Genomic DNA, 26,511 nt, shown 5'->3' on the forward strand with positions numbered 1-26,511 from the left:
CCCGGGCGGGATAGTGCGCGCCCACGACGTGGCGGCCGTGTGCTAAAGGGGACTGTCTACCGCGCCAGCTGGACCTCGTCGCTGCTATCCGTGCACGGCAGTTCCGGCACGTCCGGATAGCCGACCGCCGTCAGGTACAAACCGTCGGGCGAGAACGTGGGCGCGGCCTTGCGGCGGTCCCGTTCCACGAGCAATTGCGCGATCCACTCTGGCGGGTGCCGCCCCTGCCCCACGTACACCAGCGCACCAATGATATTGCGCACCATGTGATGCAGAAACGCGTTGGCGCGCAAGGTGAACACAAAGAAGCGGCCGCGCCGCGTGATCTCGAGCGAAGTCATCGTTCGCACCGGCGATGCGGCCTGGCATTGCGACGACCGGAAGCTGCTGTAATCGTGTTCGCCAACCAGATGCCTGGCGCCTTCACGCATTGCGTCCAGGTCCAGCGGCCGAAAGGTCCAGCCCGCCTTGCCGACCCAGGCGGGTGGACACACGGCGTCTTCGATCAGCAAATACACGTAGGCGCGCGAACGCGCGGAAAACCGGGCGTGGAACGTGGACGGAACCTGCGCCGACCACCGCACGGCAATGCTGGACGGCAGGTGCGCGTTCACGCCGCGTATCCAGGCCTGCAGCGACCGTTCGACCGGCGGGTCGAGGTGCACGACCTGCTGCACCGCGTGCACGCCGGTATCGGTGCGCCCGGCGCACACGGTGGGTACCGGCTGGCCGACGAACGTGGCCAGCGCCTGTTCCAGCGTGTCCTGCACCGTGCGGCGATGCGGCTGGGTCTGCCAGCCTTGCCATGGCGCGCCGTCGTAGGACAGCCCCAGCGCAATCCGGGACGGTGCGCTCACAGCGTGGCCAGCATGTCGCGCGCGCGGTGCTTCTGGCTCGTGTCACCTGTCTTGACGATTTCGTTCAGCAACTGCCGCGCCGCCGTGCGGTCGCCCAGGTCGATGTAGGCCTTGGCCAGATCGAACTTGGACGTGGTGCTCGCCGACTGGGGGTCGGTGTCGAACGACAGCACGGTCTTGGGCGGCGTCGGCACGGGCTTGTCGGGCGCGGGGGCCGGCGCGGCAGGTGCAGCAAGTGCAGCAGGCGCAGTGGCTGGCGCCACAGGCGCAGGTGCAGGCGCCGCAGGTGCAGGAGCTGGCGCCATAGGTGCAGGTGCAGGCGCGGCGGCGGGTCTTGCCGGTTCCGGCGCGGGCGGCGGCTCGGGCAGCAAGCCCGGTGTTGCAGGCGGCGTCACGACCGGCATCACCGGCGTGCCTGGCGCGGCCTTGTCCGGCGTGATCGGGGGCTGCAGCGGCGCATCGCCGTCTGGAATGACCGGAGACACCGCCGGGGTCGTGACGGACGACGGTGCTGCGGCCAGCTTCGTCGGAGCTGAAGTTCCAGCAGGCGTCGTGGCGCCCGGAATCACAGCGGCAGTCGCGGCATCCGCGGCAGGCGTGCGTGGCAGTGCCGATGCAGGTGCCGGCGCAGCCGTCGTTGCCGTTGCTGCCGTTGCCGGTGCCGCCGTCGCCGTTGCGGATGCTGGTGCAGCCGTCGTTGCCGTTGCTTCCGTTGCAGGTGCCGCCGTCGCCGCGGCATTCGCCGCGAGCGCAGCTTGCAACGCGGCGGCCGACTTTGCGACTGGCGCATCCGGGGCGGTGGACGCTGCCCGTGTATGCGGCTTTGGCGCCGTGCTGGACGCACTGCCGCCTGCATCGCGCGGCGACGCATCGGACCCGGACGACGGAGCCGTCGATGCAAGCGCAGCGCGATCGGCGGACGGTGCCGACGCCAGTGGCGCGGCGGAAGGCTCGGGCGACCCGGCCGCCTTGTCGTAGATGTCGGACGTGCTGGAAGAAGCCGTGCCGGCCGACCCGGCGCCCTGCACCACACCCGGCTTCGCGGCTTCCAGTTCAGACGCAAAGGCCGATGCGGCCGCGGCATCCCCTTGACCGGACGCCCCAACGGCCTTGACGGGTGCTGCCACGGGCGTGGCCGCCGCGGCACCGGCGGCCGCCGCGGCGCCTGCCAAGGGCACCGCCGCCGCAACTGCAAAGCCTTCGGCAAGCGCTTCCCGCGTCGAGCCCTCTGGAACCGGCGCCGTCGCCGCGGCCTGGCTGACATGGGGATCGAAAGCACCCTGCCCCACGCTGCCCGCCCCGCCCAGGTCGGCGCTCAGCGGCGTGACGTGAAAACCGGCAGCGTCGTTCGATGGCGTGGGGCCAGTTGCGTAGACCATGTCGGTCAAGGGCAGAACGGCCAGCGGCTCGGCGGGCATGCCGCTGTCGACCGGCTTGTCCAGGTCCAGATCGAACCCGAAATCGATGGGCGGGATCGGTGCCACGTGCGCCGGTGTCGGACCGTCGTCTTCCAGCGGACCATACTCATCGTCGTCGCTGGTCGATGCCACATAGGCAGCCGCCGCGGCGGCGGCAGCGGCGGCGCCTGCCCCTGCCGCGCCCACCGTGGGTCCACCCACGGCGCCCCCGCAGCGGCTGCGGCGGGCGACGAGGCTGGCAGGGCCGAGTCGGCGGGCAATACGGGCAGCCCCGCCATATTGGGCTCACGCGCCGAGTCCGTCAGGTCGAATCGCGTGCTGGGCCGAGCGCGACGGCGCAGCGTGATCACGGCCAGCCCAACGGCCAGCACCGCAAGCAGCCCGCCAAACAGCGCGATCACTTTTTCATTGGCCCAGGTCGGCGTTGGCGTGTCTTCACCCAGCGGCGTCGCGGCCGCGGCCGGGTCTGGCGAGGCCTCCGCGGCAGCAGGGGTATCGCCCGCCGGCGCATCCGACGCGGCAGGATCCGCTGCCGGGTCCGCAGATGCCGCTGCCGGGTCCGCAGATGCCGCGGCCGGGTCTCCGGATGCCGCGGCAGGGTCGGCCGCCGCGGGATCCACCGCCGCGGCATCCGCCCCTGGCGCAGCAGCGCCCGGCGTCGCCGAGGCAGCCGCATCCGCCGCGGAGTCCGCATTCGCGCGCTGCTCCATCCCCGCCAATGCCGAGTTCTGCGATTCCAGCAGGCCGCGCATGGCGTTGATGTTGGCCGTCAATTCCCTCACGCGCGATTCGGACTCGTCGATGGCGCGCTGCGTTGCCGCGCGTTCTTCTTCCAGCCGATCACGCACGGCCTGCGGGTTGGTGGCGTCTGTCGCTGCGGTGCCCTGCGCGGACAGCTTGAGTGCATCGCCCTGGCTGTCGGCCGGGGCCGGTTCCGAAGGCGCCGGCGCAATCGCGCCCGCACTCGAATTGGCGGGGGCGTGGCCTCGATCGGCGTGGCGACCGCGGCGGCCTGCGCCACGCGTTCGCGATATAGCGCAAACGATTCGTTCTGCGTGCGCAGGGTCTGCCTTGCCTGACTATCGCTTTCGGCCAGCACCTGCGACGCGGGTGGCACCTGCAGCGTCGTTCCGGCGCGCAACAGATTCATGTTGCCGTCGATGAACGACTGGGGGTTGGCATGGAACAGCGCCAGCAAAGTCTGGAACACCGTGGCGCCTTCGGGCCGCAAGCGCGTCGCCAGGTCAAACAACGTGTCCCCCGGCTGTACGAGCGTTGGCGGCACGGCGGCCGACGACACGACAGGCGCGCGCGACTCGGCGGGCGGCGACTTCAGTACGAAAGAATATTGGCGAATGTAGCGGCCCTGATGCCACGTGACTTCGACGAGCAGGTCCAGCACGTGAGCATCGACCGGACCCGCCGAGACGACCTCGACCACCTTGCGGCCATTGGGCCGGTCGGCCACCTTGAGCGTCAGGCTCGACAACCCTTCGGGATAGGCCACCTTGGCTTCGCGATAGATGTCCGCCGATGCGAGATTGACCTGCAGCGTGGTCGCCTCTTCTGGCGTGAAGGCGCTGATTTCGATCTCGGCGCGTAGCGGATCGCCCGATGCGGACAGCACGCGCAGCGGGCCCAGATCGGCAGCGCCGCTGGCGCTGGTAAAGACTAGGGACAGACTCAGCAACCACGCCGGTCGAAGCACGGGCCGAAGCACCGGGTGGAGCGCCGGTCCAAGCATGGGTCTAAGCAAGAAAGGCAGCGACGCGCGCAGACGCATCCGCTGGGGCCCCGCGGTCGAGCGGTCGATTCCGGAAACTGCAGGCGACGGCGCGCGATGGTGGTTGGGCAACAAGCTACTCTATCCCCGATTTTTTGAGCGTTGACCATACCATCTGACACGGGACGCGGCAAGCTACGTGCCTGGCGGACACGTGGGCAAAAAGGGCCACTCTATGCCCTGCCAACGCCCCGGCACGACATGAGCGGCCCAAAGCAAAGGGGCGAACGCCCTGCAGCGTCCGCCCCTTCCATTGCGTACGACCGCGTCCCGGGCAGGACGCCGTCAGGCAGCCTCTTACAGTTCGCCCAGCACGATCCGAAGCATGCGGCGCAGCGGTTCGGCGGCGCCCCACAACAGCTGGTCGCCGACCGTGAACGCGCTCAGGTAGTCCGGCCCCATTGCCAGCTTGCGCATGCGGCCCACCGGGATCGTCAACGTGCCCGTCACAGCCACTGGCGTAAGCGAGCGCATCGAATCTTCACGCGTGTTCGGCACGACACTGGCCCACGGATTGGCCGAGCGCAGGATGTCGTCGATCTCGTCCAGCGGCACGTCTTTCTTGAGCTTGATCGTCAATGCCTGGCTGTGGCAGCGCATGGCGCCGATCCGCACGCACAGACCGTCGATCGGCACTTCCTTGCTACCGCCAAAACCCGCGCCCAGGCCCAGGATCTTGTTGGTCTCGGCGCCGCCCTTCCATTCTTCCTTGGACATGCCGTTGCCCAGATCCTTGTCGATCCAAGGGATCAGGTTGCCGGCCAGGGGCACGCCAAACTGCGCCTGCGGCAGCGATGGATCTTTCTGCAGCGCCAGCACATTACGGTCGATGTCCAGGATGGCCGATGCCGGGTCATCCAGCAGGCCCTTGACCTGGCCGTTCAGCAGCCCGAATTGCGTCAGCAGTTCGCGCATGTGCTGCGCGCCGCCGCCCGAAGCCGCCTGATAGGTCATGCTGGTCATCCACTCGACCAGGTCATGCTTGAACAGTCCGCCCAGGCCGATCAGCATGCAGCTGACCGTGCAATTGCCGCCGATGAAGTCGCGCACGCCCTTGGCCAGCGCGGCGTCGATCACGTGACGGTTGACCGGGTCCAGCACGATGATCGCGTCGTCTTTCATGCGCAGCGTGCTGGCCGCATCGATCCACGTGCCGGTCCAGCCCGCCGCGCGCAGCTTCGGGTAGACCTCGGACGTGTAGTCGCCGCCCTGCGCGGTCACGATGATCGGCAGCTTTTTCAGCGCGTCGATGTCGTACGCGTTCTGCAAGGGGCCCGCGCCCTCCGCCCATGCTGGCGCCTTGCCACCCTGATTGCTGGTGGAAAAGAACACCGGTTCGATCAACGCAAAGTCGTTTTCGTCGCGCATGCGCTGCATCAGTACGGAACCGACCATACCGCGCCAGCCGACCAGACCCACTGCTTTCATTGTTCACTCCCGTTCTGGGTTGGTTACCCGGGCGTATCACACCCGGGGGCGCGACACGCGTTGCGTTTACTTCAGTGCTTTGATGACGGCGTTGCCCATCTCGGTGGTACCCACCTTGGTGGTGCCGGCTTCGAAAATGTCGGCCGTGCGCAGACCTTGGCCCAGCACGGTCTTGACGGCGGCTTCGATACGGTCGGCCTGGGCCGCCTTGTCGAGCGAATAGCGCAGCATCATGGCTGCCGACAGGATGGTCGCCAAGGGGTTGGCGATGTCCTGGTTGGCGATGTCCGGCGCCGAACCGTGGCTGGGCTCGTACAGGCCCTTGCCCGACTCGTTCAGCGAGGCCGACGGCAGCATGCCGATCGAACCCGTCAGCATCGATGCCTGGTCAGACAGAATGTCGCCGAACAGGTTTCCGGTCACGATCACGTCGAACTGCTTGGGCGCGCGCACCAGTTGCATGGCCGCGTTGTCGACATACATGTGGCTCAGTTCGACGTCGGGGTATTCCTTGCCGACTTCCGTCACGATGTCGCGCCAGAACTGGAAGGTTTCCAGCACATTGGACTTGTCGACGCTGCACAGCTTGCGGTTGCGCTTTTGCGCGGTCTTGAAGCCGACGTGGGCGATGCGGCGGATCTCGGACTCGGCATACCGCATCGTGTCGAAGCCTTCGCGCTCGCCCGCGAACTGGCCGTCGGGCGCCGTGCGCATGCCGCGCGGCGAACCGAAGTAGATGTCGCCCGTCAGTTCACGGATGATGATGATGTCGAGACCCGCCACCACTTCCGGCTTGAGCGACGACGCATTGGCCAGTTCCGGATACAGGATGGCGGGACGCAGGTTGGCGAACAGACCCAACTGCTTGCGCAGGCCCAGAATGGCCTGCTCGGGGCGCAGCGAACGCTCGAGCGAATCGTACTTCCAGTCGCCGACCGACCCGAACAGCACCGCATCGGCGCGCTTGGCCAGGTCCAGCGTGGCGGGCGGCAAGGGATGGCCCGACGCGGCATAGGCCGCACCGCCCACCGGCTGTTCTTCGATACGGAAGTCTTCGCCCAGCGACGTCAATACGCGCACGGCCTGTTCGATGATTTCCGGTCCGATGCCGTCGCCCGGCAGCACTGCAATGTGTTGGGTCATGTCGTTCTGTTCTGGTTAGTGGGAGGCGCGCAGCGCCGGCGATTCGAGCCAGGGCTGTTTGGCCAGTCGGTCCGCTTCGTACGCACGAATCTTGTCGGCATTGCGCAGCGTCAGGCCGATTTCGTCCAGGCCATTGAGCATGCAGTACTTGCGGAATTCGTCGATCTTGAAGGGCATTTCTTCGCCCGACGGCGTCACCACGACCTGGCGTTCCAGGTCGATGCGCAGGCGGTAGCCTTCGGTCGCTTCCGTCTCGTCGAACAAGCGCGCCACCTGGTCTTCGGGCAGCACGATCGGCAAAAAGCCGTTCTTGAAGCTGTTGTTGAAGAAGATGTCGGCAAACGACGGCGCGATCACGCAGCGAAAGCCATACTGGTCCAGCGCCCAGGGCGCGTGTTCCCGGCTCGAACCGCAGCCGAAGTTCTTGCGGGCCAGCAGCACCGACGCGCCCTGGTAGCGCGGCTGGTTCAGCACGAAGTCGGGGTTCAGCGGCCGCTTGGAATTGTCCATGCCGGGCTGGCCTTCATCCAGGTAACGCCAGGCGTCGAACAAATGCGGGCCAAAGCCCGAACGCGTGATGGCCTTCAGGAATTGCTTGGGGATGATCTGGTCGGTATCGACATTGGCGCGGTCCATCGGCGCCACCAGCCCTTCATGTACGGTAAATGCTTGCATGATGTTTTCCTGACTCTTTACGCGTTGCGCACGTCGACGAAATGCCCTGCCACCGCAGCCGCTGCCGCCATCGCGGGGCTGACCAGGTGGGTACGGCCGCCCTGGCCCTGACGGCCTTCGAAGTTGCGGTTGGAGGTGGACGCGCAACGTTCGCCAGGCCCCAGCTTGTCGTCGTTCATGGCCAGGCACATCGAGCAGCCCGGGTCACGCCATTCGAAGCCGGCGTCCAGGAACACCTTGTCCAGGCCTTCCTTTTCGGCCTGTGACTTGACCAGGCCCGAACCCGGCACGGCCAGCGCGAGCTGAATGTTGGAAGCGATCCGCTTGCCGCGCAGCACGTCGGCCGCGGCGCGCAGGTCTTCGATACGCGAATTGGTGCACGAACCGATGAAGACCTTGTCGATCCTGATGTCGGTGATCGGCATGTTGGCGGTCAGGCCCATGTACGCCAGTGCGCGTTCGATGCCTTCGCGGCGGACCTCATCGCCTTCCTTGGCGGGATCGGGAACGATGGCGTTGACCGGCAGCACCATTTCAGGCGACGTGCCCCAGGTGACCTGCGGCTGGATATCGGCGGCGTTGATCTCGACCACGCGGTCGAAATGCGCGCCCTCGTCGGAGTGCAGCGTCTTCCAGTATTCGACGGCGGCGTCCCACTGGTCTTCCTTGGGGGCGTACGTGCGGCCCTTGAAGTAGTCGATGGTTTTCTGGTCCACGGCCACCAGGCCCGACCGCGCACCGGCTTCGATCGCCATGTTGCACATCGTCATGCGGCCTTCGACCGACAGGTCGCGCACGGTGCTGCCCGCGAATTCGATCGCGTGCCCCGTGCCGCCGGCCGTGCCGATCACACCGATCACATGCAGGATCACGTCCTTGGCCGTGCACCCGGCAGGCAGCGCGCCTTCGATGCGGACCAGCATGTTCTTGTTCTTTTTCATGTTCAGCGTCTGCGTCGCCATGGTGTGCTCGACTTCGGACGTGCCGATGCCGAACGCCAGGGCCGCAACCGCGCCGTGCGTGCTGGTGTGCGAGTCGCCGCAGACGACCGTCATGCCGGGCAGGGTCGCGCCCTGTTCCGGGCCGATGACGTGCACGATGCCCTGGCGATGGTCGTTCATGCTGAATTCGACGATGCCGTGTTCTTCGCAGTTGGCGTCGAGCGTGTCGACCTGCAGCCTGGAGACGGGATCGGCGATGCCGCTTGCGCGGTTGTGCGTGGGAACGTTGTGGTCAGCCACCGCAAGATTGGAACTGATGCGCCAGATGGGGCGATTCGCGATCTTGAGCCCTTCGAACGCCTGGGGGCTCGTCACTTCGTGCACGAGGTGGCGATCGATGTAGATCAGACAGGTTCCGTCTTCATCCTGGTGGACGACGTGTGCGTCCCACAACTTGTCATAAAGCGTACGAGCCATATTCGCCATGATTCCGGTCAAAAATTGAACGGGCTCAATTTAGCTGGCGGCACAGTTGGCGCGGGACACGCGCCTGGTCGTCACTAAGGACCCGCTCGGGTGAAGGTAGCGTTAGATTATGCCACAGGCCGCGCCCTGGCTTGCTGCGCGGCCTGCTCCGACCCTGCGGGTGTTCGCTGGATTGACCGACGCAGGACTTACTTGCGCGCCTGGTACAGCGGCAGCACCTTTTCGGACGCAACCTTCAGGTCGGCAATGCGGGATTCGGCCGACGGGTGGGTCGACAGCAGTTCCGGCTGGGCGGACCCGCCGCTGAGCGCGCCCATCTTGGTCCACAGCGTGACGGCGGCGCGCGGATCGTAGCCGGCGCGGGCAGCCAGTTCGACGCCCATGCGGTCGGCTTCGGTTTCGTGCAGACGGCTGTTGGGCAGGCCGAACATGACGTTGGCCAGGGTGCCGCCCAGGTCCGACGTGGCCTGATTGCCCGTCACCACCGACAGCACGCTTAGGCCGACGCTGGTCGCCATCTGCTGCGACGCGCGTTCACGGGCATGTTCACGCAAGGCATGCGCGATTTCGTGGCCGATCACGGCGGCCAGTTCGTCGTCGGTCGGCTTCACGGAATTGATCAGGCCGGTGTAGACGGCGATCTTGCCACCGGGCATGCACCAGGCGTTCACTTCCTTGCTGTCGATGACGTTGACTTCCCACTTCCACGACGTGGCGTCGGGGCGGAAGGTGCCGACCTGCGCGATCAGCCGCTGCGAGATCGTGCGGACCCGCTGGGCCTGCGCGGCGTTCGAATTGAGTTGCCCCTTGGCCTTGGCGTCGTTCAGGGTCTGCGCATACAGCTTGACGGCTTCCTGATCCAGTTGCGCTTCGGGCACCAGGCTGGACATGCGCTGCTGGCGGTCGATGCCGATCGCACCGCCCTGCGTGGTGTTGACGCTCTGGCAACCGGCCATGGCCGTGAACGCCAGAATGGCGGCGGTACGCATCACGGTGCGCTTGAATGTCGGCGTGATCAAAGTGCTCATGTGGCTCCCCCGGTTAGTGAACTGCCGTGATTCTGCCCGAATAGAACGTAACTGTGCGTTAGGGAAGCACGACAGGCCAAGAGCCTTACCGATGGGCTGGAATCGCTGGCGTTTCCACATGCACGTCGGCGTTCTGCGCGCGATGGCGCAGCGCCTGGTCCATCAGCACGATCGCCAGCAGCCCTTCGGCCACCGGCGTGGCGCGGATGCCCACGCACGGGTCGTGGCGGCCATGCGTTTCGACGACCGTGGGTGCGCCGGCCTTGTCGATCGACTGGCGCGGCGTGCGGATGCTGGACGTCGGCTTGATCGCGATGGACACGCGGATGTGCTGCCCGGTGGTGATGCCGCCCAGCACGCCACCCGCATGATTGGTCCCGAAGCCGGCCGGGTCGAGTTCATCGCCATGCTCGCTGCCGCGCTGCGCCACGCTGGCGAAACCCGCGCCGATTTCCACGCCCTTGACAGCGTTCAACCCCATCATGGCGTGTGCGATATCGGCATCCAGGCGGCCATAGATCGGTTCCCCCAGCCCACGGGCACGCCTTCGGCCACCACATCGATACGTGCGCCCACCGAATCGCCATCCTTGCGCAGCTGGTCCATGTAGGCCTCCAGCTCGTCGATCTGCGTCGCGTTCGCGGCAAAGAAAGGATTGGCGTGGACATGGTCCCACGACTGGAATTCGATCGGGATCGGACCCAGCTGGCTCATGAAACCACGGACCCGGATATTGAATCGCTGCTTGAGCCACAGCTTGGCCACGGCGCCCGCTGCCACGGTCGGCGCGGTCAGCCGGGCCGACGACCGCCCGCCGCCCCGTGGATCGCGCACCCCGAACTTGTGCCAGTAGGTGTAGTCGGCGTGGCCCGGGCGAAAGGTCTCGGCAATGTTCGAATAGTCTTTGCTGCGCGCGTCCTGATTGCGGATCAGCAGCGCGATCGGCGTCCCGCTGGTCACCCCCTGGTAGACCCCGGACAGGATTTCGACCTGATCGGGTTCCTGTCGTTGCGTCACGTGGCGCGAGGTGCCCGGGCGGCGGCGATCCAGTTCCAGCTGGATGTCGGCCTCCGTCAGCGCCAGTCCCGGCGGACAGCCGTCGATCACGCAGCCGATTGCAGGACCGTGGGATTCACCAAAGTTGGTGACGCGAAACAGTTCTCCGAGCGTATTGCCAGCCATAGGATCGTGCCCGGGGACGCCGGGTGTAGTGAGCGGAAAGCGCGATTATCGCACTGGCGGGCGATCGGGGTAAGCCGGACGCCAGCGCCCGGCTTGCGTGGCCCGCCTGGCCAGCCTGGCCAGCCCGACCTGCGTCAGGCCATGCCTTCTTCGGCTTCGCGCTGCTCGCCCGGCCAGTCGCGGATGTAGGCCTTGAGCATGCGGTTTTCGAAACCTTGCGCTTCGAGCACAGCCTTGGCCACGTCGTAGAACGAGATCACGCCCAGCAGCATGCGGCCGTCCATGACCGGAATGTACCGTGCGTGCTTGTCGAGCATCAGGCGCCGCACTTCGTTGACTTCGGTGTTGGGGGACACCGTGACCGGCGCATCGTCCATGATCGAACGGATGGTGGACGTGCCCAACGATCCGGCATTCTTTTGCAGATGGCGGATGATTTCGCGGAAGGTCAGCATGCCGACGAGTTCGCCGAATTCCATGACCACCAGCGAACCGATGTCGTGAACCGACATGGTGTCGACCACTTGAGTGACCGGCGTATCCGGGCTGACGGTATAGAGCGCATCGCCCTTCACACGCAAAATTTCGCTGACTTTGATCATGGTTGTCTCCTCGGACTTGGCTCCATCCTAGCGCGCAACGCTACGCGCTTCAACTGCAATGCCTCGGGCAGCGACGATCTCGCGGGCTTCCAGCCGCAGCACATCCATCAGCCGGACCATGGCGGGCGACGGCGCATCGCCCCACAACATGCCCACGTCCTGCGGCACATCGTCCAGCCATAGCGGCAGCCGGCACAGCAGCCCTTCCCGCTCGAAACTGGCGATCGCATCTTCCGAGGCCACGAACAGACAATCCGCGCGCTGCGCGACGGCGCGATTGGTCAGCAACGCGGCGGACTCCATCATGGCCTGCGGCAGCGGCAACCCGGCGCGCGAGAACGCCAGGTCCAGGCTGATGCGCATGGGGGTGTTCCACGGCGGGACGATCCAGGGGAAGGACGCCACGTCCTTCCAGGTCACGCGCCGCCGGGCGGCCAATGGATGCCCTGCCCTGCCCGCCACGCACACGGGCTCTTTGTACAGCACCTCGCTTTGCAGGCCGAGGTTGAGCGCATCGCCTTCCAGGCGGCCGATCACCAGATCCAGTTCGCGCCGTTGCAGCAGGGGCAGCAGGCGGTCGAGCGTGCCTTCGTGCACCTGCACCTGCGCTTCGACGCGCGGCCGGTGCAAGCGGGCCAGGGCGCCCGGCAGCAGGATAGGCGCGGCCGCCGGCAAGGCGCCCACCACGATCCGGCCGGCCGTTCCGAGCTGGGCGGCGTCGATCTCGCTGCGCGTGCGTTCCATGTCGCCCAGCACCCGTTCCGCATGCCGCAGCACGATGCGCCCGTACTCCGTCAGCACCACGCGCCGCGTGGTGCGTTCGAACAGCGACACGCCCAGCGACGTTTCCAGCCCCTTGAGCCATTTGGACAGCGCGGGCTGCGACAGCGCCATCAGGTCGGCCGTGCGGCTCATGCTGCCGGTGCGGCCGATCGACACCAGGATTTCCAGGTGACGCAGCTTGAGGCGATGTATCCAGTCTTGGGTGGAGCGAACCATGGGGCCTCCTTGCCGACGCTGCGTTATTCATGACCTTTACAGCATAGATCATCGCGGATTATTCATTTGAAATGAATGGCTGCGTCCCCTATGCTTTGCGTCGGATCACCCCGCGCCCGGGACTGCCCGGCGCGATGCGCCTCCTGCGCACCACGGGACACCGGCGGGGCCTCCGCCATCACAGGAAATCAAGACATGAGCAAAATCTGGGAGACACCCCCCACCATCGAATTCGACCGGGCCGCGCCGGGCTACACCAGTACCGTGCTGCGGGCGCCCCGTCAGCCGCTGCTGCGCGTGCCCGAAGGTCCGCTCGAGCTTGCCGCGCCGCGGTTCGACAAGTCGGTCCTGTTCTCCAACCACGATGACCTGACGCGTCAGTGCGCCGGCGAAGCGATTGGCGAACGCATCATCGTCGAAGGCTGTCTGCGCGACCGCGAAGGCGAGCCCGTCCGCAACGCCTTCATCGAAATCTGGCAGTGCAACGCCACCGGCCGCTACGCCCACGACCGCGACCAGCACGACGCGCCGCTCGACCCGAACTTCACCGGCAACGGCCGCGTGTTCACCGACGACAACGGCGACTACAAGTTCACGACGATCAAGCCGGGCGCCTACCCCTGGCGCAACCACGAAAACGCCTGGCGGCCGGCGCACATCCACTTCTCGGTGTTCGGCAACAACGTGCTGCAGCGCCTGGTCACGCAGATGTATTTCCCGAACGACCCGCTGCTGGGCTACGACACCATTTTCGGCGCCCTGCCGTCCGACAAGGTGCGCGACCGCCTCGTGTCGAGCTTCGACCTTTCCCTGACCCAGCCCGAGTGGGCCCTGGGCTACCGCTTCGACATCGTGCTCGACGGTCCCGACGCCACGCCCGCCCAACCTGACTGAGCGAACCATGTCCAATCTGATCCCCACCCCTTCGCAAACCGTCGGCCCCTTTTTCAAGCACGGCCTGAAATGGGATTCCGCCGGCCAGGTATTGAGCCAGGTCCAGAGCGGCCGCGTGCGTGTCACCGGCATCGTCACCGACGGCGCCGACGAACCGATTCCGGATTGCTTCCTGGAAGTCTGGCAAGCCGACGCCAGCGGCAAGATGTCGCAGTCGCCGGTGCATGAAGACGGCACCGCCGCCTTCGCCCGTGCATCCACCGACGCCGAAGGCCGCTTCGTGATCGACACCGTCATGCCCGGCCGCATCGCGATGGCCGACGGCAGCCTGCAGGCGCCCTACCTGCACATCACCATCTTTGCCCGCGGCCTGCTGCGCCACCTGTTCACGCGCTGCTACTTCGAAGGCAGCAACGGCATCGACCAGGACCCGGTCCTGTCGTCGCTGGGCGCCCGCGCCAAAACGCTCGTGGCCCGCAAAACGGGCGATTCGACCTACGAGTGGGACGTCGCCATGCAAGGCAGCGAAAGTGTCGAAACGGTGTTCTTCGACATCTGATGGTCTGAAAGCCATGCCGCGGTCCTGAATGCCGCGGTCATGCAAAAGCGCTCCGCGGTGGTTGACGCGGGGCGCTTTTTTTGGCCGGCGAGCGCACAAGCGTGATGGCGCCGGGTGCTGGAACGGGTCGCGGGACTACTCCGCTTTCTGTTCCGCTGGCAACACCTTGGGATCCACCGTGGTCAGCGGATCGTGCAGCAGGGCGTGTTCGTCGGGCAGGTCGTCCACCTGCTCCAGGGCCTGGGTCAGCGTGACCTTCGGGTTCGCCCAGGCCGCATTGGCCGCGGTCAGCAAGGGAGCGGCGCCTTCCTTGATGAACTGGTGGCGGTCCAGCAGCAGACGGTCGAACACCGGTTCGAGCGTAGCCGTGTCCGGGTCGCACACCAGCGCCCAGCGTTCGCGCGACGTGCCGGCGTCGCCCACGCGCACGATGTAGCCGACGTCGGACAGGGTGTCCAGCACGGTCATCAGCTCTTCGTGATGCAACTGCAGCCGGTTGCGCAGGCTGCGGGTGCTCAGGCCCACTTTCTTGGCGGCGCGAGCCGCGATCAGGGCGCGCAGGATAGCCATGGCGTCGATGAACGGGGCACCGGAGTGGCGTTCGTCGGCCCACCGTCCCATCCGGATCAGCGGCAGGCTGGCGGCCAGAATGGCGCCGAACAGCGTCACCAGCCAGGACAGATACACCCACAACAGGAAGATGGGCAGCGTCGCGAACGCGCCGTAAATCATGGTGTACGACGGGAAGCGCGTCAGGTAATAGGCAAAGCAGGCCTTCATGATTTCCAGCACGACCGCCGCCGCAAAGCCGCCGGTCAGGGCATCGCGCGCTTCGACCTGGCGATTGGGCACGACGATGAACAGCGCGGCGAAGGCCAGGCCGGTCAGTACCATGGGGAGGAAGGACAGCAGCACTTCCAGCGGGGCAAGCGTATTGCCGACCAGGCCCATGGATTCGCGGGCAAGAAAGGACGTGGCCCACAGGCTGGCGCCCATCAGCACGGGGCCCAGCGTCAGCGTGGCCCAGTAGATCAGCACCCGCTGCGGCAAGGCGCGCGCCTTGCGCACGTGCCAGATCTCATTCAATGCATGGTCGATCGTCAGCATCAGGGACAGCGCGGTGAACACCAGGAAGACACCGCCGATCGCGGTCAGGCGCGACGCCTTCTGCGCGAAGTCGTTCAGGTAGCCCATGATGTTCTGGGCGACCGACGGCGGCATCAGGTTGGTGACCAGATATTCCTCCAGGGCGCCCTGGAACTGGTTAAACAGCGGGAAAGCCGTAAACAGGGCCAGGGCCACGGCCAGCAAGGGCACCATCGACAGCACCGACGTAAACGTCAGGCTGGATGCGACCTGGGTGATGCGCTCTTCGTCGGCGCGCTTGGCGGCGAACCGCAAAACGCGTCCAATACGGCTCATCATCGATTCCTTGGCCGTCCACCGGGCGCGCAGCGCGGCGCGGCGGGCGGCGATGCCCCTGGGCGTTTCCGATGGCGTGACAGGCGGGGCGGCGGAATTTCCGGCGGCGGGGCTCTCGGTGGGTATGCGCTCAGTCATGACGAGAGATAATACAGGCCTATGAATATTCTCATCTTGTACTACAGCCGTCAGGGCGCCACGCGCCAGCTGGCCGAACAGATCGCGTTGGGGGTCGAACGGGTGCCGGGCGTCACGGCTCGCCTGCGGACCGTGCCCCCGTGTCAGCCGTTTGCGAAGCCACGGCGCCGGCCATCCCCGACGACGGTCCGCCCTATGTCGAGCAGAACGACCTGGACGACTGCATCGGCCTGGCGCTGGGCTCGCCCACGCGATACGGCAACATGGCGGCGCCGCTGAAACACTTCATCGACAGCACCACTTCGGCCTGGCTGAGTGGCGCGCTGGCGGGCAAGCCCGGGGCGGTGTTCACGTCCACCGGGTCCATGCATGGCGGTCAGGAAGCCACCTTGCTGTCGATGATGATCCCGCTGCTGCACCATGGCATGGTCATGGTAGGCCTGCCCTATTCCGAACCGGCGCTGATGGGCACGCGTACAGGCGGCACGCCGTACGGCGCGTCGCACGTGGCGGGCGTGGATAACACCCTGCCCATCAGCGCCGACGAAAAACACCTGGCGCAGGTGCTCGGAACACGCCTGGCGCAAACCGCACGGGCGCTGCACCTCGGCCGGCAACGCGGCGACGCATGAACGACGATCGCGTGAATGACGAACCCATGGGCCATGAACGCGTGAACGAACCACGCGTGACCACCGGGATGCCAGCCGGCGCCCCGGAAGGGCTGCCGCCCCGTTCGCCCGCCCGGTTGAATCCTGGCCTGCGGCTGGGCGCCTCGGTGTCGCTGATCGCATTGATCGTGCTGTGCGTGCTGTGGGAAACCGTGCTGGCGCCGGTGCGCCCGGGCGGCACGTTGCTGGCGCTCAAGGCGCTGCCCCTGCTGCTGCCCCTGCGGGGCGTGCTGCGCGGCAACCTGTATACCTACCAATGGGCGTCGATGCTGATGCTGCTGTACTTCATGGAAGGCATCGTGCGCGCCACCAGCGATCCGGGTTTTTCGGCCAATGTGGCGTGGATCGAGGTGCTGCTGTCCACCGTGTTCTTCTGGTGCGCGGTGCTGTATGTCCGCCCGGCCAAACGCGCGCACAAGCAGGCGAAAAACGTGGCGGAACGCGCTGCGAAGGCGGCTGCCGCTGCGTCAACGCCCGGGTCGGTACCGCCCCCTGCCCCGGCCCCGGCTGCACCCGCATCGGCGTCGCCGCGTGTTCCGGCATCCCGGGCCGAATCGGACTGACCCGCCGATGACCATGCGATCCCCCGCCTGCCCCGCCGAGCCACCCTTCATTCGGGCTACCTTGTCATGACCTTTTCGACCTCTTTGCTGCAGGCCCTGGCCGACCGCATCGGCGCGGATCACGTGTTGACTGGCGACGCCGCCGCGCCTTACCTGACCGACTGGCGCAAGCGCTATACAGGCGCCGCGCAGGCCGTCTTGCGGCCGGGTTCGACCCAGGAAGTCGCTGCCGTGATGACGTACTGCGCCCACCACGGCGTGCCGGTGGTCCCGCAAGGGGGCAATACCGGTCTTGCCGGCGCGGCCACGCCCGATGCCTCGGGCCGCGCGGTGGTCATCTCGTTGCAGCGCCTGCAGCAGATCCGCGCCATCGATACCGACAACGACACCATCACCGTCGAAGCCGGCTGCATCCTGCAGAACGTGCAGCAGGCCGCGCGCGACGCCGGCCGCCTCTTTCCGCTCAGCCTGGCCTCCGAAGGCAGCTGTACGGTCGGCGGCAACCTGGCGACCAACGCCGGTGGCACGCAGGTGCTGCGGTATGGCAACACACGTGAACTGGCACTGGGCCTGGAAGTCGTCACGCCCGACGGCGAAATCTGGGATGGCCTGCGCGGACTGCGCAAAGACAACACTGGCTACGACCTGCGCGACCTGTACATCGGCAGCGAAGGCACGCTGGGCATCATCACCGCGGCCACGCTGCGCCTCTATCCGTTGCCGGTCGCGGTCTGCACCGCGCTCGTCGCCTTGCGGTCCATGGACGACGCCGTGGCATTGCTGGCGCGGTCGCGCGCGGGGTTTGGCGCGTCGCTGACCGGCTTCGAGGTCATGTCGGGCGTGAGCCTGGATCTGGTCGTCCGCATGTTCCCGCAGCAGTCGCTGCCTCTGCCTGCGTCACCCTGGTTTGCGTTGCTCGAAGTGTCCGACAGCGAAAGCGAAGCCCACGGCCGCGAGCGGTTCGAAACCGTCCTTGAAGCCGCGCTGGAAGCGGACCTCGTCCAGGACGTGGTCGTGGCCGCCAATATCGCTCAGGGCCGCGCGCTATGGCATCTGCGCGAGAGCATCTCGCTTGCGCAATCGGCCGAAGGCAAGAACATCAAGCATGACATTTCGGTGCCGATCTCCAGGATCGCGGCCTATGTCCGCACCACCGATGCCTTGCTGCAGAACCTGATTCCCGGGGCCCGCAACATCACCTTCGGCCACTTGGGCGATGGGAACCTGCACTACAACCTGACGCGCCCCGACACGATGACCGAGCCCGACTTCCTGGCCCGGCAGTACGACGTCTACCGCGTGGTGCATGACAGCGTGCACGCGCACCAGGGATCGATTAGCGCCGAACATGGCATCGGGCAACTCAAGCGCGACGAACTGCTGCGCTACAAAAGTCCGCTGGAAATGGCCCTGATGCGGCGGATCAAGGACGCACTGGATCCCAAGGGCCTGATGAACCCGGGCAAGGTGCTGGTCGGGACGGGGGATGGGGACAGCGCGGTAACGGGCGACTGACCGCCGGGATCACGCGCTGCGGCGCGCCGCCGATAGCGCCGGATCGGCCGCAAGCTGTGTGGCCTTGGACGACGCGGACTTGGCCTTGGCCGTCGCAGGCGCCGCGCCGGCCACCGCGCCTCCCACCGGCACCGAGTCATCCGGCAGGCTTTCGAAATCCACCCCCAGCAACTCGAACACCTGCATGGCCAGGATCCGACAGGCGCTGTTCAAGGCTGCCGGCAACCGCGTCGGCACCTCGTCCTGCAGCAGCAGCTTGGTCGAAGACAGCGCCGGAATCGGATCCAGGATCCGGTTCTGGTAGTGTCCCATGAACATCTCGACCGACTTGTTGGCCGCATCGCGCGACCAGGCATTGGTGGGCCATTGGAACGGCAGCGCCCAGGCCCGCGGCAGCCATTCCAGGTCGCGCAGCACCGTGCGGATATCCTCGTGCGAATCCCGGAACGGCAGAATGACCAGATCCGCCAGGGACGCCAGGTGGCTGTCCATGTCAGACCGGTTACCCCCGCCGTCGATCACGCCGAACCACTCATCGACATGATTCAACGTGGTAATGACTTCCCCCAGCACTTCCGGTTCGCGCGCGTCGAAAGGCAAGTATTTGCGGCCTTCTTTCGACAGGCGTTCGCGTTCGATGTCGGTCAGCACGCAAACGACACGTTTGCCCAGCAGCCCCATGCCATGCGCGATCATGTGCGACAGCGTCGTCTTGCCGGTGCCCCCCTTGTTGCCGAGCACGCAAACGATCTGAGCCATGAAGTGTCCTTGTACGGGGAAGTAGCCGGCCTGATGGCCGATGAGTCCGGCAGTATCGCCGACCTGCCCCGGTCTTCAAGTCCGAAAAAGCCGGGACATTACGTACGACTTTTTCCGATCACACGACAGGACACCGCCCCAGCGTCAACCGCCCGACGACGTTGCTGCGGACTGGGTGGCGGCCAGCAGATACTCCCGCTTTTCCGCCGCCCTATCGCGACCTGCCGCCACCACCGTATCAAAGGCCTGCCGAATCAGCCGGGCGTCATTGCGGTTCAGCAGCCGGTTATCCGACAGCATCTGCCGCCAGCGCCGGGCGCCGTCCTGTCCATTCACCAGGTTCAGGATATGCCGCGTCACGCACCGCAGCGGTTCCCCCGCCGCAATACGGGCCGCCGTGTAAGCCGTCATCGCATCCACGACCTCTTCATCGGACGGTAACGGCACATCAGGCCACAGGCGCGCCGACATCTCCGACAAGGACCGCGGACGCTGATAGGCCTCGCGCCCGATCATCACGCCATCCAGCGTCACGCCTTCATGCGGCGCCAGTTCTTCCACGATCTGATCGGCCGTACGCAAGCCGCCGTTCAACACGAACACCGCATCCGGAAAATCCCGCTTCAGGCGGCGCGCGACGTCATACCGCAGCGGCGGGATCTCGCGATTTTCCTTGGGCGACAGGCCTTTCAGGATGGCATTGCGCGCATGCACGATAAACACCCGGCAGCCGGCGTCGAACGACGCACCCACGAAATCCCGCACGAACTCGTAGGACTCGTTCTTATCCAGTCCGATCCGGTGCTTGAGCGTGACCGGGATATCCACCGCATCGCGCATCGCCTTGTAGCAGTCCGCCACCAGCATCGGGTCCGCCATCAGGCAGGCGCCGAACGATCCCTTCAAGACCCGTTCCGACGGGCAGCCGCAGTTCAGGTTGATCTCGTCATACCCCCACCGCTCCCCATCCTGGCGGACGTTGCCAGCGCATCCAGTTCGCTGCCGCCCAGTTGCAGGGCGACCGGATGTTCGGATGCGTCGAAGTCGAGGTGACGTTCCGGATCGCTGTACGCCAGCGCGCCGGTGGTGATCATTTCGGTGTACAGGCGTGCGCGGGGCGCAAGCAGTCGATGGAAGAAGCGGCAATGCCGGTCAGTCCAGTCGATCATGGGTGCGACGCACAGGCGCCAATCCCGCCCGTCGAGCGGAGGGTGTGAAAGTGTCAAAGCATTCTGCCAGGTCAAGCGCGGACAACCCGCAAGTTTACCGTGCGCGTGGGCACTCCCATAAGCGCTGTTGCGCCACGCCCCTCAACGCACCTTGCACGCCCCCTTGCGCGCGTCCCCTGGCGGGCAGAAGTTGCTGTCGCGATCGGGCGCGCAGCTGCCGCTGGATTGGCCAAACGGGCATGCCGGAGCGGGGGTGGGCGAGCCGCCGGCGGGCACGGAAATGCAGCCCGCGCACCCCACCAACACCGCCATCAATACGCAGATTGTCTTGATCATCGAGCGATCCCGGTTCTATGTGCCAAGCCGCATTGTGCTACAGGGCCTCGACCCGATCGCGCCCCAGGGTCTTGGCGCAGTACATCGCCTTGTCCGCCTGGCGCAACGCGTCGGCAACGGGCGTGCCGCTGGTCCATACCGTCACCCCCGCGCTGACCGTGACGCGGCCAGCCACCGGATGGGCCGACGCAAAGATCACGGCGCGTATGCGTTCGGCCAGTTCCACAGTGCCGTCATAGTCCACACCCACCGACACCACCAGCAATTCTTCTCCGCCCCACCGGCCCAGCACGTCGGTGGCGCTCAGTTGATCGCTGATATGGCGAACGATATAGATCAACAGCTCGTCGCCGACCAGATGCCCATAGATATCATTGACGCGTTTGAAATGGTCCACGTCGACCAGGATCAGGCCGACCGTCACACCAGGTTTTTTCGACAGCCCCGTGAACACCTGGTCCAGGCCACGGCGGTTGGCCACCCCGGTCAATCCATCCGTCAGGGCCGCCGTTTCCATGCTGCGCGCCAGCAGGGCCGCGCGTTCGTATTCACGGTCCAGCACCGCGACCAGCGACAGCGCAATCAGGATCAGGACGTGGGCCGTGTAGGCGTTGATCAGCAGGCCGGCCACCGTCATGTCCCAGTAGGCCGGACCGTACAGGCCCAGGATGATCACGCTGGGCAGCATCGCAAGCACGAATATGCTGACCGACATGAGGATGGCGACGCGATGGCGGAACAGCACGAACGCCGCCACGTACATGATGGGCATCCATTGCAGTGTGTTGGCGACCGTGTAGATGCGATTGTCGGCCTGGATGACCGTGAACGAAAACAGCGCGCCAATGAAGTACATGGACGCGCCCGTATAGACGATGACTTCGGCAAGGCCGCGATAGCGCGGCGCTGCGACGATGGTGACCATGCCCCCCACGAACAGGGCGAGCAGGAAAGGATAGCCGTACCGATCGAAGGGCGAGATCAGTCCCGCACTCGTTTCGAACATCCACAGCAATCCTACGACCACCCCGGCACATGCACACATCGCGCTGATGATCCGGCGACGGCGGCGGCCCAACAATCCGTTCATTAACCGGTTTCTCGACGACGCGCAGCCGACATACTAGCCGCTAATACGTAGGTCTTGAAAGACAGCACAAGCGATAAATCCGCATATAGCTGTCAGTTCGGTTCGAGGGTGAGAATCGCGTTAATTTCTTACGTCATGCGTCGCAATATCGCCGGCACGCAGGCCTGGAATCCGGCACGATCGCGATCGCGTTCCGCATACAGCTCGCGCAGCGTAAAAGGCAGGCCGACCGACGCGGCGATTTCGAGCAGGCGGCCGGGCGCATCGGCCGCGTCAGGAATATCGTGCACCCGCTCGGCCAGATGCGGGTCGTCGTGAAGCAGCCGGAAAAAATCCTGGACGTGTTGCTGTGACATGGTCGCGCTCCGGGGCATGAATGCCGGATTGTAGGAGCGCAACCCCACTGGCGTCAGCACCGCGCGTAAACGGTGTCCATAAACGGCGAGCCGTCCGGAAAATTCACGGTCATGCGGATGGCGCCGCCCGCATCGATGAAGGGCCGCGATGCTGGTGCGCACGCACTTTGGCGTCCTGCCTGGATCATGTCTTCGCGGGCCTGATCCAGCGTCTTGCCCGACGACGCAAAGCCCTGGGCCATGGCAACGGGGTCCGACGCAAGCTGGCCGACCAGCACCACCTGGTTGCTTTGCGCATAGACGCGTGTGTACCGCATGGCTTGCGTGGCGCCCGGCGGTGTGGCGGGGGGCGTTGCAGGCGTCAGCTGCGCCGCCGTCTTGCTCGCGACATCCCGCGCAACGTCGCAAATGCTGATGCCGTTCAGCGTTTTCTGGCAGACCTGATCGACGGGTTGTGCGTAGGCCGGAGCGCCTGCAACGACAGCGACGGCGGCAGCAAGGCCGGTCACCATTTGGCGTGCGCATGGAATGACACGAGAGACTTGAGACATGGGACACCCTTAAGGGAACACTCCAGTCTGCATTCTATGGGGGCCATCGTTTCTGCATGGCAAGCGCTTGTGTGGGACTGCAACTTGCTCAGACAAACTCAAGGTCTAGGTCGGCCGATACCTCTCTTTGATCCGCGCAACGGGAGCGCAATGAGAGTATCTGTGAGAATAATAACCGCCGGTTATGCACCAACGCGGGGAAGGCTTGGTGTAAGCCCTTAATCCTGTGGTGGCAGTTTGCCGTCACCCTGTAACAACTACAGGGAAGTCCCGAGCATCATCCAAGGGCGCACAGGTCTATATTGGAATCGCACCATCACAAAAAATATGAGGAGCGAGACATGCATGCATCAACATTCTTGGTCATAGCGCTCATTGCAGTTTCTTTTCCAGCAATGGCACTTCTCTTGGCCCTGGGCCTCTGTAAAGCGGCAAAGACCGCGGACATTCAAGAACGCAACGCATCGGATGCGCTGATGCGGATGCCCCTGGGTAGCTGATCGCCCTTTTGACGGGCCGGGACCTTCCCGGCGGCATCCACCGCGCGGAACTTGGCAAGGAATGTCAGCGGGTGGATGTCAGCGCCGCCATGTCATTGACGATTACCTTGTCGCGCAGCTGCAGGAAGATGATCGTTTGCGTGTCCAGCCGCGCGATACAGCGGGCGGACTGCGGTGCACGGGTGTTGTCGCCCTGCAGGAAGTAGAAGCTGCCATCCGGCCATTCAAAGGTGATGCGCCCTTCGCTGCGCGCACCTACCGCGGGACCCGGCCGGTCCGAATCGCCGAAGCGCGCCAGACTGCGGATCGCGTTTTGGCATTGGCGCAAGATTGCAGCGTCGACCCGCCCGGCGTGTTTTTCGGGCGTGTCCGCCAGCAGCACACTGGCAATCCAGCCGACCACCGCCAGCCCGCCAACCGCCACGATCCCCTTGATCACCCGCCCCATATGCCTCCATTCTGCAACCTGCTGATGCGGTTTTCTGCTCATCCGTGACCCGTGCCGACAGTGGCTGTGCCGCGTGTCAGCGAGAGATCGGCCCGCAAAACAAAACGGCCCTGATGCGTAAGCACCAAGGCCGTTCTGACGATCTGGTTGCGGGGACAGGATTTGAACCTGTGACCTTCGGGTTATGAGCCCGACGAGCTGCCAGACTGCTCCACCCCGCGTCTGAGAAATGAATATTACACTAGTTTTGCATCGGCTGCTTGGACAGGGCGACCGCCCTGCCCATGGCCCATACAAAAACGATCAGGTTGCCATGGCCGCCTGCATCAGTTCTTCCTTGCGGGCCTTCATCTGTTCGCCAAGTTCTTTCAGGTCTACTTTCTTGCTGACCACCTTGGTAAACATCTCTTCCTCTTCTTCTTCGACGTGGTGATTCACGTATTCGCCCAGAACGGTCACCTTGGCGTCGTACAGGTCGTCGCCGGGATGCATGCCTTCGACCTGGGCAATCAGGTCCTTGGCGCTGGCGTGCTCCACTTCAGCTTCGTCCAGCATGTCGGCAAACACGTCATCGGCCTTGCGCAGCGCAGGATAGAAGAGTTCCTCTTCCAGCTGCGTGTGCACGGTCAGCTCCATACAGACTTCGCGTGCAATGCTTTCCTTTTCGGAGTCGTCCTTGGCGTCCTCGAACGCCTTGAACAGCTTCTTGGCCTTGCGGTGATCGTCAAGCAACAAGCTGAGGGCGACCTTCTGACCTGCGGGGATGGAAGACTTGTTCATGGAATGCTCCTGAGTAGGTTTCGACACGGATGAACTAGCAATCGGCGTGCCCGCCCCCTGCCTCGCAGCGTTCGCAACATTGCGACATCGGCTCAAATTTTCTTTTTCTTTTCAATGCCTTAGTCCTATGATGGGAGACCGGCTCGTAGCAGCCCGGCCATCTTCTCCTTCCCCGCCATCACAAGGTACTGAATGACGACGATTCGCCGTATTGCCCTGACGTGCACGCTTTCCGCCGTGTTCGGACTTGCCGGATTTCCTCTTGCCCATGCCCAGACCGTTGTCGCGGTCAATGCACCGCCCGCCAGCCGGCCCGCGGTCGATACCCGCTGGGACGCCAGCTTTGCGGCCTTTGCCGCTGAAGACAGACTGCATGCGCCCAAGCCGGGCGGTGTGCTGTTCGTCGGAAGCTCGTCCATCCGTATGTGGAACGACCTGGAAACCGACTTCAAGTCGCTGCCCGTGGTCCTCAAGCGGGGCTTTGGCGGCTCGCGCATGCTGGACTGTGCAACCCACCTGCAGAAGCTGGTCACGCCGTACAAACCCAAGGTCGTGCTGGTCTATGCGGGTGACAACGATCTGGCCGAAGGCCTGACTCCGCAGGACGTGCTGAAAAGCTTTTCGAATTTCGTCGAAGGCGTGCGGGATTCGCTTCCCGACACACGCATTGTGTATATCTCGATCAAGCCCAGCCCGTCGCGTACGCAGCTGCTGCCGCAGATTCGCGAAACCAACGCCATGATCCAGTCGTATACGCAGTCGGTCGCAAACGCCGACTACATCGATATCTTCACGCCGATGATGAACGCATCAGGGCAGCCGCGCGGCGAACTCTTCCGCGAAGACGACCTGCATTTGAATGCGTCAGGCTATGCCCTGTGGCGCAACATCATCTCGGCGCATCTGGATTCGCCGGTGGCGCCGGCGGCGCAGCAGGCGGCACGCTAGCCCGCGGGGCGGCGCCGGCTTCCACGGCCTGCCCCCGCCCGTCCGCGCCTCCTGCAACAGCCGGCTCCAAGCCGGCTTTTTTCGGGGCGCGCGGGACTCGAATGCCAGAACGACACGGGCCACGCCGTACAGCAGGATAATGCAAACCACGAACATGACCGGGTCGATCCACAGCGGCCGGTCGGGGTTTGTCTCGCCCAACAGCGCCAGTGCCAGCAACACCAGCACCAGGTGCGCGCAGAACACCGGCAAGGACGCGGCGCCCATGGTCTCCAGCCATTTCAGCCTGGGCGCATGGGATTTCAGCCACGATTCGAAGTGGATCACCAGGATCATCAGCGCGAAGAAGTCGATCAGCCGCATCGGGCCCAGGTGCCACTTGTCGAAGACGAAGTTGATTGGATGGCCCATCGGAAACGGTTCCTGGCCGGTCAGGTGACGCCAGATGAAGAACACCACGGCGACCACGATGGACGCATTGACCAGCCAGCGCGGAAATTCGCCGCGCGCCTCGGCAGGCGTCTGTGCGTGCCGGGCCCCCATCCACAGGCCAAAAATCCACAGGGCCTGCCACGCGAAGGTCTCGAACGACCCCGTTTCGCGAAACGGCACTGACAGACCCGTCAGGGCGACCAGCCAGTCATACAGCACCCTGGACAGCCCGAACTGCGTCGCCACCCACAAGGCGCCGCTCAATGCCGCAATGGCCCGCCAGCCGTGCTGCAGGCCATAGGCCAGCACCCACGGGCTCAGCAGCATGAACATCACGTAGATCGGGAGGATATCGAGCAGCGGCGGGTTGTAGATGAGCAGCAAGGAGGCCCACAGCCCGGTGCCCGGATGGGCCAGGTAGAACGAAATCAGGTTGCGCGCGGCCGCCTGATCGAAGGTCATGCCCAGCCAGGCGATCACGGTAAACAGGAACAGCAACGACGCCGCCTGGCACAGGTAGACGACCATGGCGCGGCGCAGGAAGGCCTTGCGCATCGCGGGGATGCCTTCCTTCATGGATCGTTGCGTGTAGACCAGTCCGGCCATATAGGCCGACAGCATCACGAAACCTTCCGCCGCGGACACGAATCCGAAGGGCTGGCCCAGGGGCAAGGCAAAGAAGGTCGGCAGGTGCGTCGACAGCATCAGCACCAGCATCAGCCCCCGCAGCGCATCGAGTTCCCAGCGGCGTGACCGCCCCGCCGTGGGCGGCACGGCCATGCCGACCGACGCAACGGCAGAAGAATGGGAGGGGGTTGCGGAAATCGGCATGGTCACG

General features: G+C 65.2%; 25 protein-coding genes, 1 tRNA gene and 4 pseudogenes. 7 read left to right on the forward strand and 23 right to left on the reverse strand.

Annotated elements, in window-relative coordinates; genetic code table 11:
* Nucleotides 1-56: 56 nt before the first annotated feature.
* The 12 genes and pseudogenes from truA to ACNANG_RS02715 form a co-directional block, all read right to left on the reverse strand.
* The gene (gene truA, locus ACNANG_RS02660) at nucleotides 57-857 is read right to left on the reverse strand and encodes a tRNA pseudouridine(38-40) synthase TruA (protein WP_420225876.1); all 801 of its coding nucleotides are present in this window, start codon (nucleotides 855-857) and stop codon (nucleotides 57-59) included.
* On the reverse strand, nucleotides 854-2,341 hold the full coding sequence (locus tag ACNANG_RS02665) for a FimV/HubP family polar landmark protein (protein WP_420225877.1): 1,488 nt from the start codon (nucleotides 2,339-2,341) through the stop codon (nucleotides 854-856). The genes truA and ACNANG_RS02665 overlap by 4 nt, the downstream gene beginning before the upstream one ends.
* Nucleotides 2,242-3,123 (reverse strand): hypothetical protein, encoded by an 882-nt coding sequence (locus ACNANG_RS02670; protein WP_420225878.1) that lies wholly within the window; start codon nucleotides 3,121-3,123, stop codon nucleotides 2,242-2,244. Before ACNANG_RS02670 ends, ACNANG_RS02665 begins: the two co-directional genes overlap by 100 nt.
* Nucleotides 3,054-3,983, reverse strand: a complete 930-nt coding sequence (locus ACNANG_RS02675; protein ID WP_420225879.1) for a FimV family protein — start codon at nucleotides 3,981-3,983, stop codon at nucleotides 3,054-3,056. The genes ACNANG_RS02670 and ACNANG_RS02675 overlap by 70 nt, the downstream gene beginning before the upstream one ends.
* Nucleotides 3,984-4,355: 372 nt before the next feature.
* Complete coding sequence (asd, locus tag ACNANG_RS02680; protein WP_420225880.1) at nucleotides 4,356-5,486, reverse strand: aspartate-semialdehyde dehydrogenase; 1,131 nt, start codon at nucleotides 5,484-5,486, stop codon at nucleotides 4,356-4,358.
* Nucleotides 5,487-5,552: 66 nt separating this feature from the next.
* Entirely contained in the window at nucleotides 5,553-6,629 is a 1,077-nt protein-coding gene (leuB, locus tag ACNANG_RS02685) for a 3-isopropylmalate dehydrogenase (protein WP_189608916.1), read from the reverse strand.
* Between the two features lie 15 nt (nucleotides 6,630-6,644).
* Nucleotides 6,645-7,304, reverse strand: a complete 660-nt coding sequence (gene leuD, locus ACNANG_RS02690; protein WP_420225881.1) for a 3-isopropylmalate dehydratase small subunit — start codon at nucleotides 7,302-7,304, stop codon at nucleotides 6,645-6,647.
* A 17-nt stretch (nucleotides 7,305-7,321) separates the two neighbouring features.
* Complete coding sequence (gene leuC / locus ACNANG_RS02695) at nucleotides 7,322-8,722, reverse strand: 3-isopropylmalate dehydratase large subunit (RefSeq protein WP_420225882.1); 1,401 nt, start codon at nucleotides 8,720-8,722, stop codon at nucleotides 7,322-7,324.
* A gap of 197 nt (nucleotides 8,723-8,919) precedes the next feature.
* Nucleotides 8,920-9,759 (reverse strand): M48 family metallopeptidase, encoded by an 840-nt coding sequence (locus ACNANG_RS02700; protein WP_420225883.1) that lies wholly within the window; start codon nucleotides 9,757-9,759, stop codon nucleotides 8,920-8,922.
* Between the two features lie 85 nt (nucleotides 9,760-9,844).
* Nucleotides 9,845-10,941 (reverse strand): annotated as a pseudogene (gene aroC / locus ACNANG_RS02705) (chorismate synthase).
* Nucleotides 10,942-11,075: 134 nt separating this feature from the next.
* Entirely contained in the window at nucleotides 11,076-11,540 is a 465-nt protein-coding gene (locus ACNANG_RS02710) for a CBS domain-containing protein (protein ID WP_373303031.1), read from the reverse strand.
* 30 nt (nucleotides 11,541-11,570) lie between these two features.
* Nucleotides 11,571-12,542, reverse strand: coding sequence for a LysR substrate-binding domain-containing protein (locus ACNANG_RS02715; protein ID WP_179588313.1), 972 nt, complete (start codon nucleotides 12,540-12,542; stop codon nucleotides 11,571-11,573).
* Nucleotides 12,543-12,737: 195 nt separating this feature from the next.
* Between ACNANG_RS02715 and pcaH the strand changes: the two genes are divergently transcribed.
* Nucleotides 12,738-13,436, forward strand: a complete 699-nt coding sequence (pcaH, locus tag ACNANG_RS02720) for a protocatechuate 3,4-dioxygenase subunit beta (RefSeq protein ID WP_420225884.1) — start codon at nucleotides 12,738-12,740, stop codon at nucleotides 13,434-13,436.
* A 7-nt stretch (nucleotides 13,437-13,443) separates the two neighbouring features.
* Nucleotides 13,444-13,995, forward strand: coding sequence for a protocatechuate 3,4-dioxygenase subunit alpha (gene pcaG / locus ACNANG_RS02725; RefSeq protein WP_420225885.1), 552 nt, complete (start codon nucleotides 13,444-13,446; stop codon nucleotides 13,993-13,995).
* 135 nt (nucleotides 13,996-14,130) lie between these two features.
* Here the strand turns inward: pcaG and ACNANG_RS02730 are convergent, their stop codons facing one another.
* Nucleotides 14,131-15,555 (reverse strand): YihY family inner membrane protein, encoded by a 1,425-nt coding sequence (locus ACNANG_RS02730; protein ID WP_420225886.1) that lies wholly within the window; start codon nucleotides 15,553-15,555, stop codon nucleotides 14,131-14,133.
* A gap of 21 nt (nucleotides 15,556-15,576) precedes the next feature.
* On the opposite strand from ACNANG_RS02730, the pseudogene wrbA reads away from it, so the two are divergent.
* From wrbA to ACNANG_RS02745, 3 genes and pseudogenes are all read left to right on the forward strand, one after another.
* Nucleotides 15,577-16,187: pseudogene (gene wrbA, locus ACNANG_RS02735) on the forward strand (NAD(P)H:quinone oxidoreductase).
* Between the two features lie 68 nt (nucleotides 16,188-16,255).
* Nucleotides 16,256-16,654: pseudogene (locus tag ACNANG_RS02740) on the forward strand (DUF2069 domain-containing protein); the annotation flags it as partial.
* Between the two features lie 201 nt (nucleotides 16,655-16,855).
* The gene (locus ACNANG_RS02745; RefSeq protein ID WP_420225887.1) at nucleotides 16,856-18,304 is read left to right on the forward strand and encodes an FAD-binding oxidoreductase; all 1,449 of its coding nucleotides are present in this window, start codon (nucleotides 16,856-16,858) and stop codon (nucleotides 18,302-18,304) included.
* 9 nt (nucleotides 18,305-18,313) lie between these two features.
* On the opposite strand, the gene ACNANG_RS02750 is transcribed toward ACNANG_RS02745, so the two are convergent.
* From ACNANG_RS02750 to ACNANG_RS02775, 6 genes and pseudogenes are all read right to left on the reverse strand, one after another.
* Nucleotides 18,314-19,063 carry a hypothetical protein gene (locus tag ACNANG_RS02750; RefSeq protein ID WP_420225888.1) on the reverse strand — a complete coding sequence of 250 codons (750 nt, stop codon included), beginning with the start codon at nucleotides 19,061-19,063 and terminating at the stop codon, nucleotides 18,314-18,316.
* 144 nt (nucleotides 19,064-19,207) lie between these two features.
* Nucleotides 19,208-20,232, reverse strand: a pseudogene (dusA, locus tag ACNANG_RS02755) (tRNA dihydrouridine(20/20a) synthase DusA).
* Between the two features lie 141 nt (nucleotides 20,233-20,373).
* Complete coding sequence (locus ACNANG_RS02760; RefSeq protein WP_420225889.1) at nucleotides 20,374-20,568, reverse strand: hypothetical protein; 195 nt, start codon at nucleotides 20,566-20,568, stop codon at nucleotides 20,374-20,376.
* Nucleotides 20,569-20,605: 37 nt separating this feature from the next.
* On the reverse strand, nucleotides 20,606-21,574 hold the full coding sequence (locus tag ACNANG_RS02765; protein ID WP_420225891.1) for a GGDEF domain-containing protein: 969 nt from the start codon (nucleotides 21,572-21,574) through the stop codon (nucleotides 20,606-20,608).
* 212 nt (nucleotides 21,575-21,786) lie between these two features.
* On the reverse strand, nucleotides 21,787-22,014 hold the full coding sequence (locus tag ACNANG_RS02770) for a Nif11-like leader peptide family natural product precursor (RefSeq protein ID WP_420225892.1): 228 nt from the start codon (nucleotides 22,012-22,014) through the stop codon (nucleotides 21,787-21,789).
* Between the two features lie 53 nt (nucleotides 22,015-22,067).
* Complete coding sequence (locus tag ACNANG_RS02775) at nucleotides 22,068-22,526, reverse strand: hypothetical protein (protein WP_420225893.1); 459 nt, start codon at nucleotides 22,524-22,526, stop codon at nucleotides 22,068-22,070.
* 380 nt (nucleotides 22,527-22,906) lie between these two features.
* Here ACNANG_RS02775 and ACNANG_RS02780 point away from each other — a divergent pair, with 380 nt between their 5' ends.
* The gene (locus ACNANG_RS02780) at nucleotides 22,907-23,065 is read left to right on the forward strand and encodes a hypothetical protein (protein WP_420225894.1); all 159 of its coding nucleotides are present in this window, start codon (nucleotides 22,907-22,909) and stop codon (nucleotides 23,063-23,065) included.
* A 64-nt stretch (nucleotides 23,066-23,129) separates the two neighbouring features.
* Here the strand turns inward: ACNANG_RS02780 and ACNANG_RS02785 are convergent, their stop codons facing one another.
* From ACNANG_RS02785 to ACNANG_RS02795, 3 genes are all read right to left on the reverse strand, one after another.
* Nucleotides 23,130-23,513: a hypothetical protein gene (locus ACNANG_RS02785; protein ID WP_420225895.1), complete on the reverse strand. Its 384-nt coding sequence runs from the start codon at nucleotides 23,511-23,513 to the stop codon at nucleotides 23,130-23,132.
* Nucleotides 23,514-23,657: 144 nt separating this feature from the next.
* Nucleotides 23,658-23,734 (reverse strand) — tRNA-Met (locus ACNANG_RS02790).
* 82 nt (nucleotides 23,735-23,816) lie between these two features.
* Nucleotides 23,817-24,293, reverse strand: a complete 477-nt coding sequence (locus ACNANG_RS02795; RefSeq protein WP_420225896.1) for a hemerythrin domain-containing protein — start codon at nucleotides 24,291-24,293, stop codon at nucleotides 23,817-23,819.
* A gap of 192 nt (nucleotides 24,294-24,485) precedes the next feature.
* Here ACNANG_RS02795 and ACNANG_RS02800 point away from each other — a divergent pair, with 192 nt between their 5' ends.
* The gene (locus ACNANG_RS02800) at nucleotides 24,486-25,241 is read left to right on the forward strand and encodes an SGNH/GDSL hydrolase family protein (protein ID WP_420225897.1); all 756 of its coding nucleotides are present in this window, start codon (nucleotides 24,486-24,488) and stop codon (nucleotides 25,239-25,241) included.
* Here the strand turns inward: ACNANG_RS02800 and opgC are convergent.
* Complete coding sequence (opgC, locus tag ACNANG_RS02805; RefSeq protein WP_420225898.1) at nucleotides 25,158-26,504, reverse strand: OpgC domain-containing protein; 1,347 nt, start codon at nucleotides 26,502-26,504, stop codon at nucleotides 25,158-25,160. The genes ACNANG_RS02800 and opgC overlap by 84 nt on opposite strands.
* Nucleotides 26,505-26,511 lie beyond the last annotated feature (7 nt).

Source organism: Pigmentiphaga litoralis (genome assembly GCF_048632615.1).
GTDB classification, from domain to species: domain Bacteria; phylum Pseudomonadota; class Gammaproteobacteria; order Burkholderiales; family Burkholderiaceae_B; genus Pigmentiphaga; species Pigmentiphaga litoralis_B.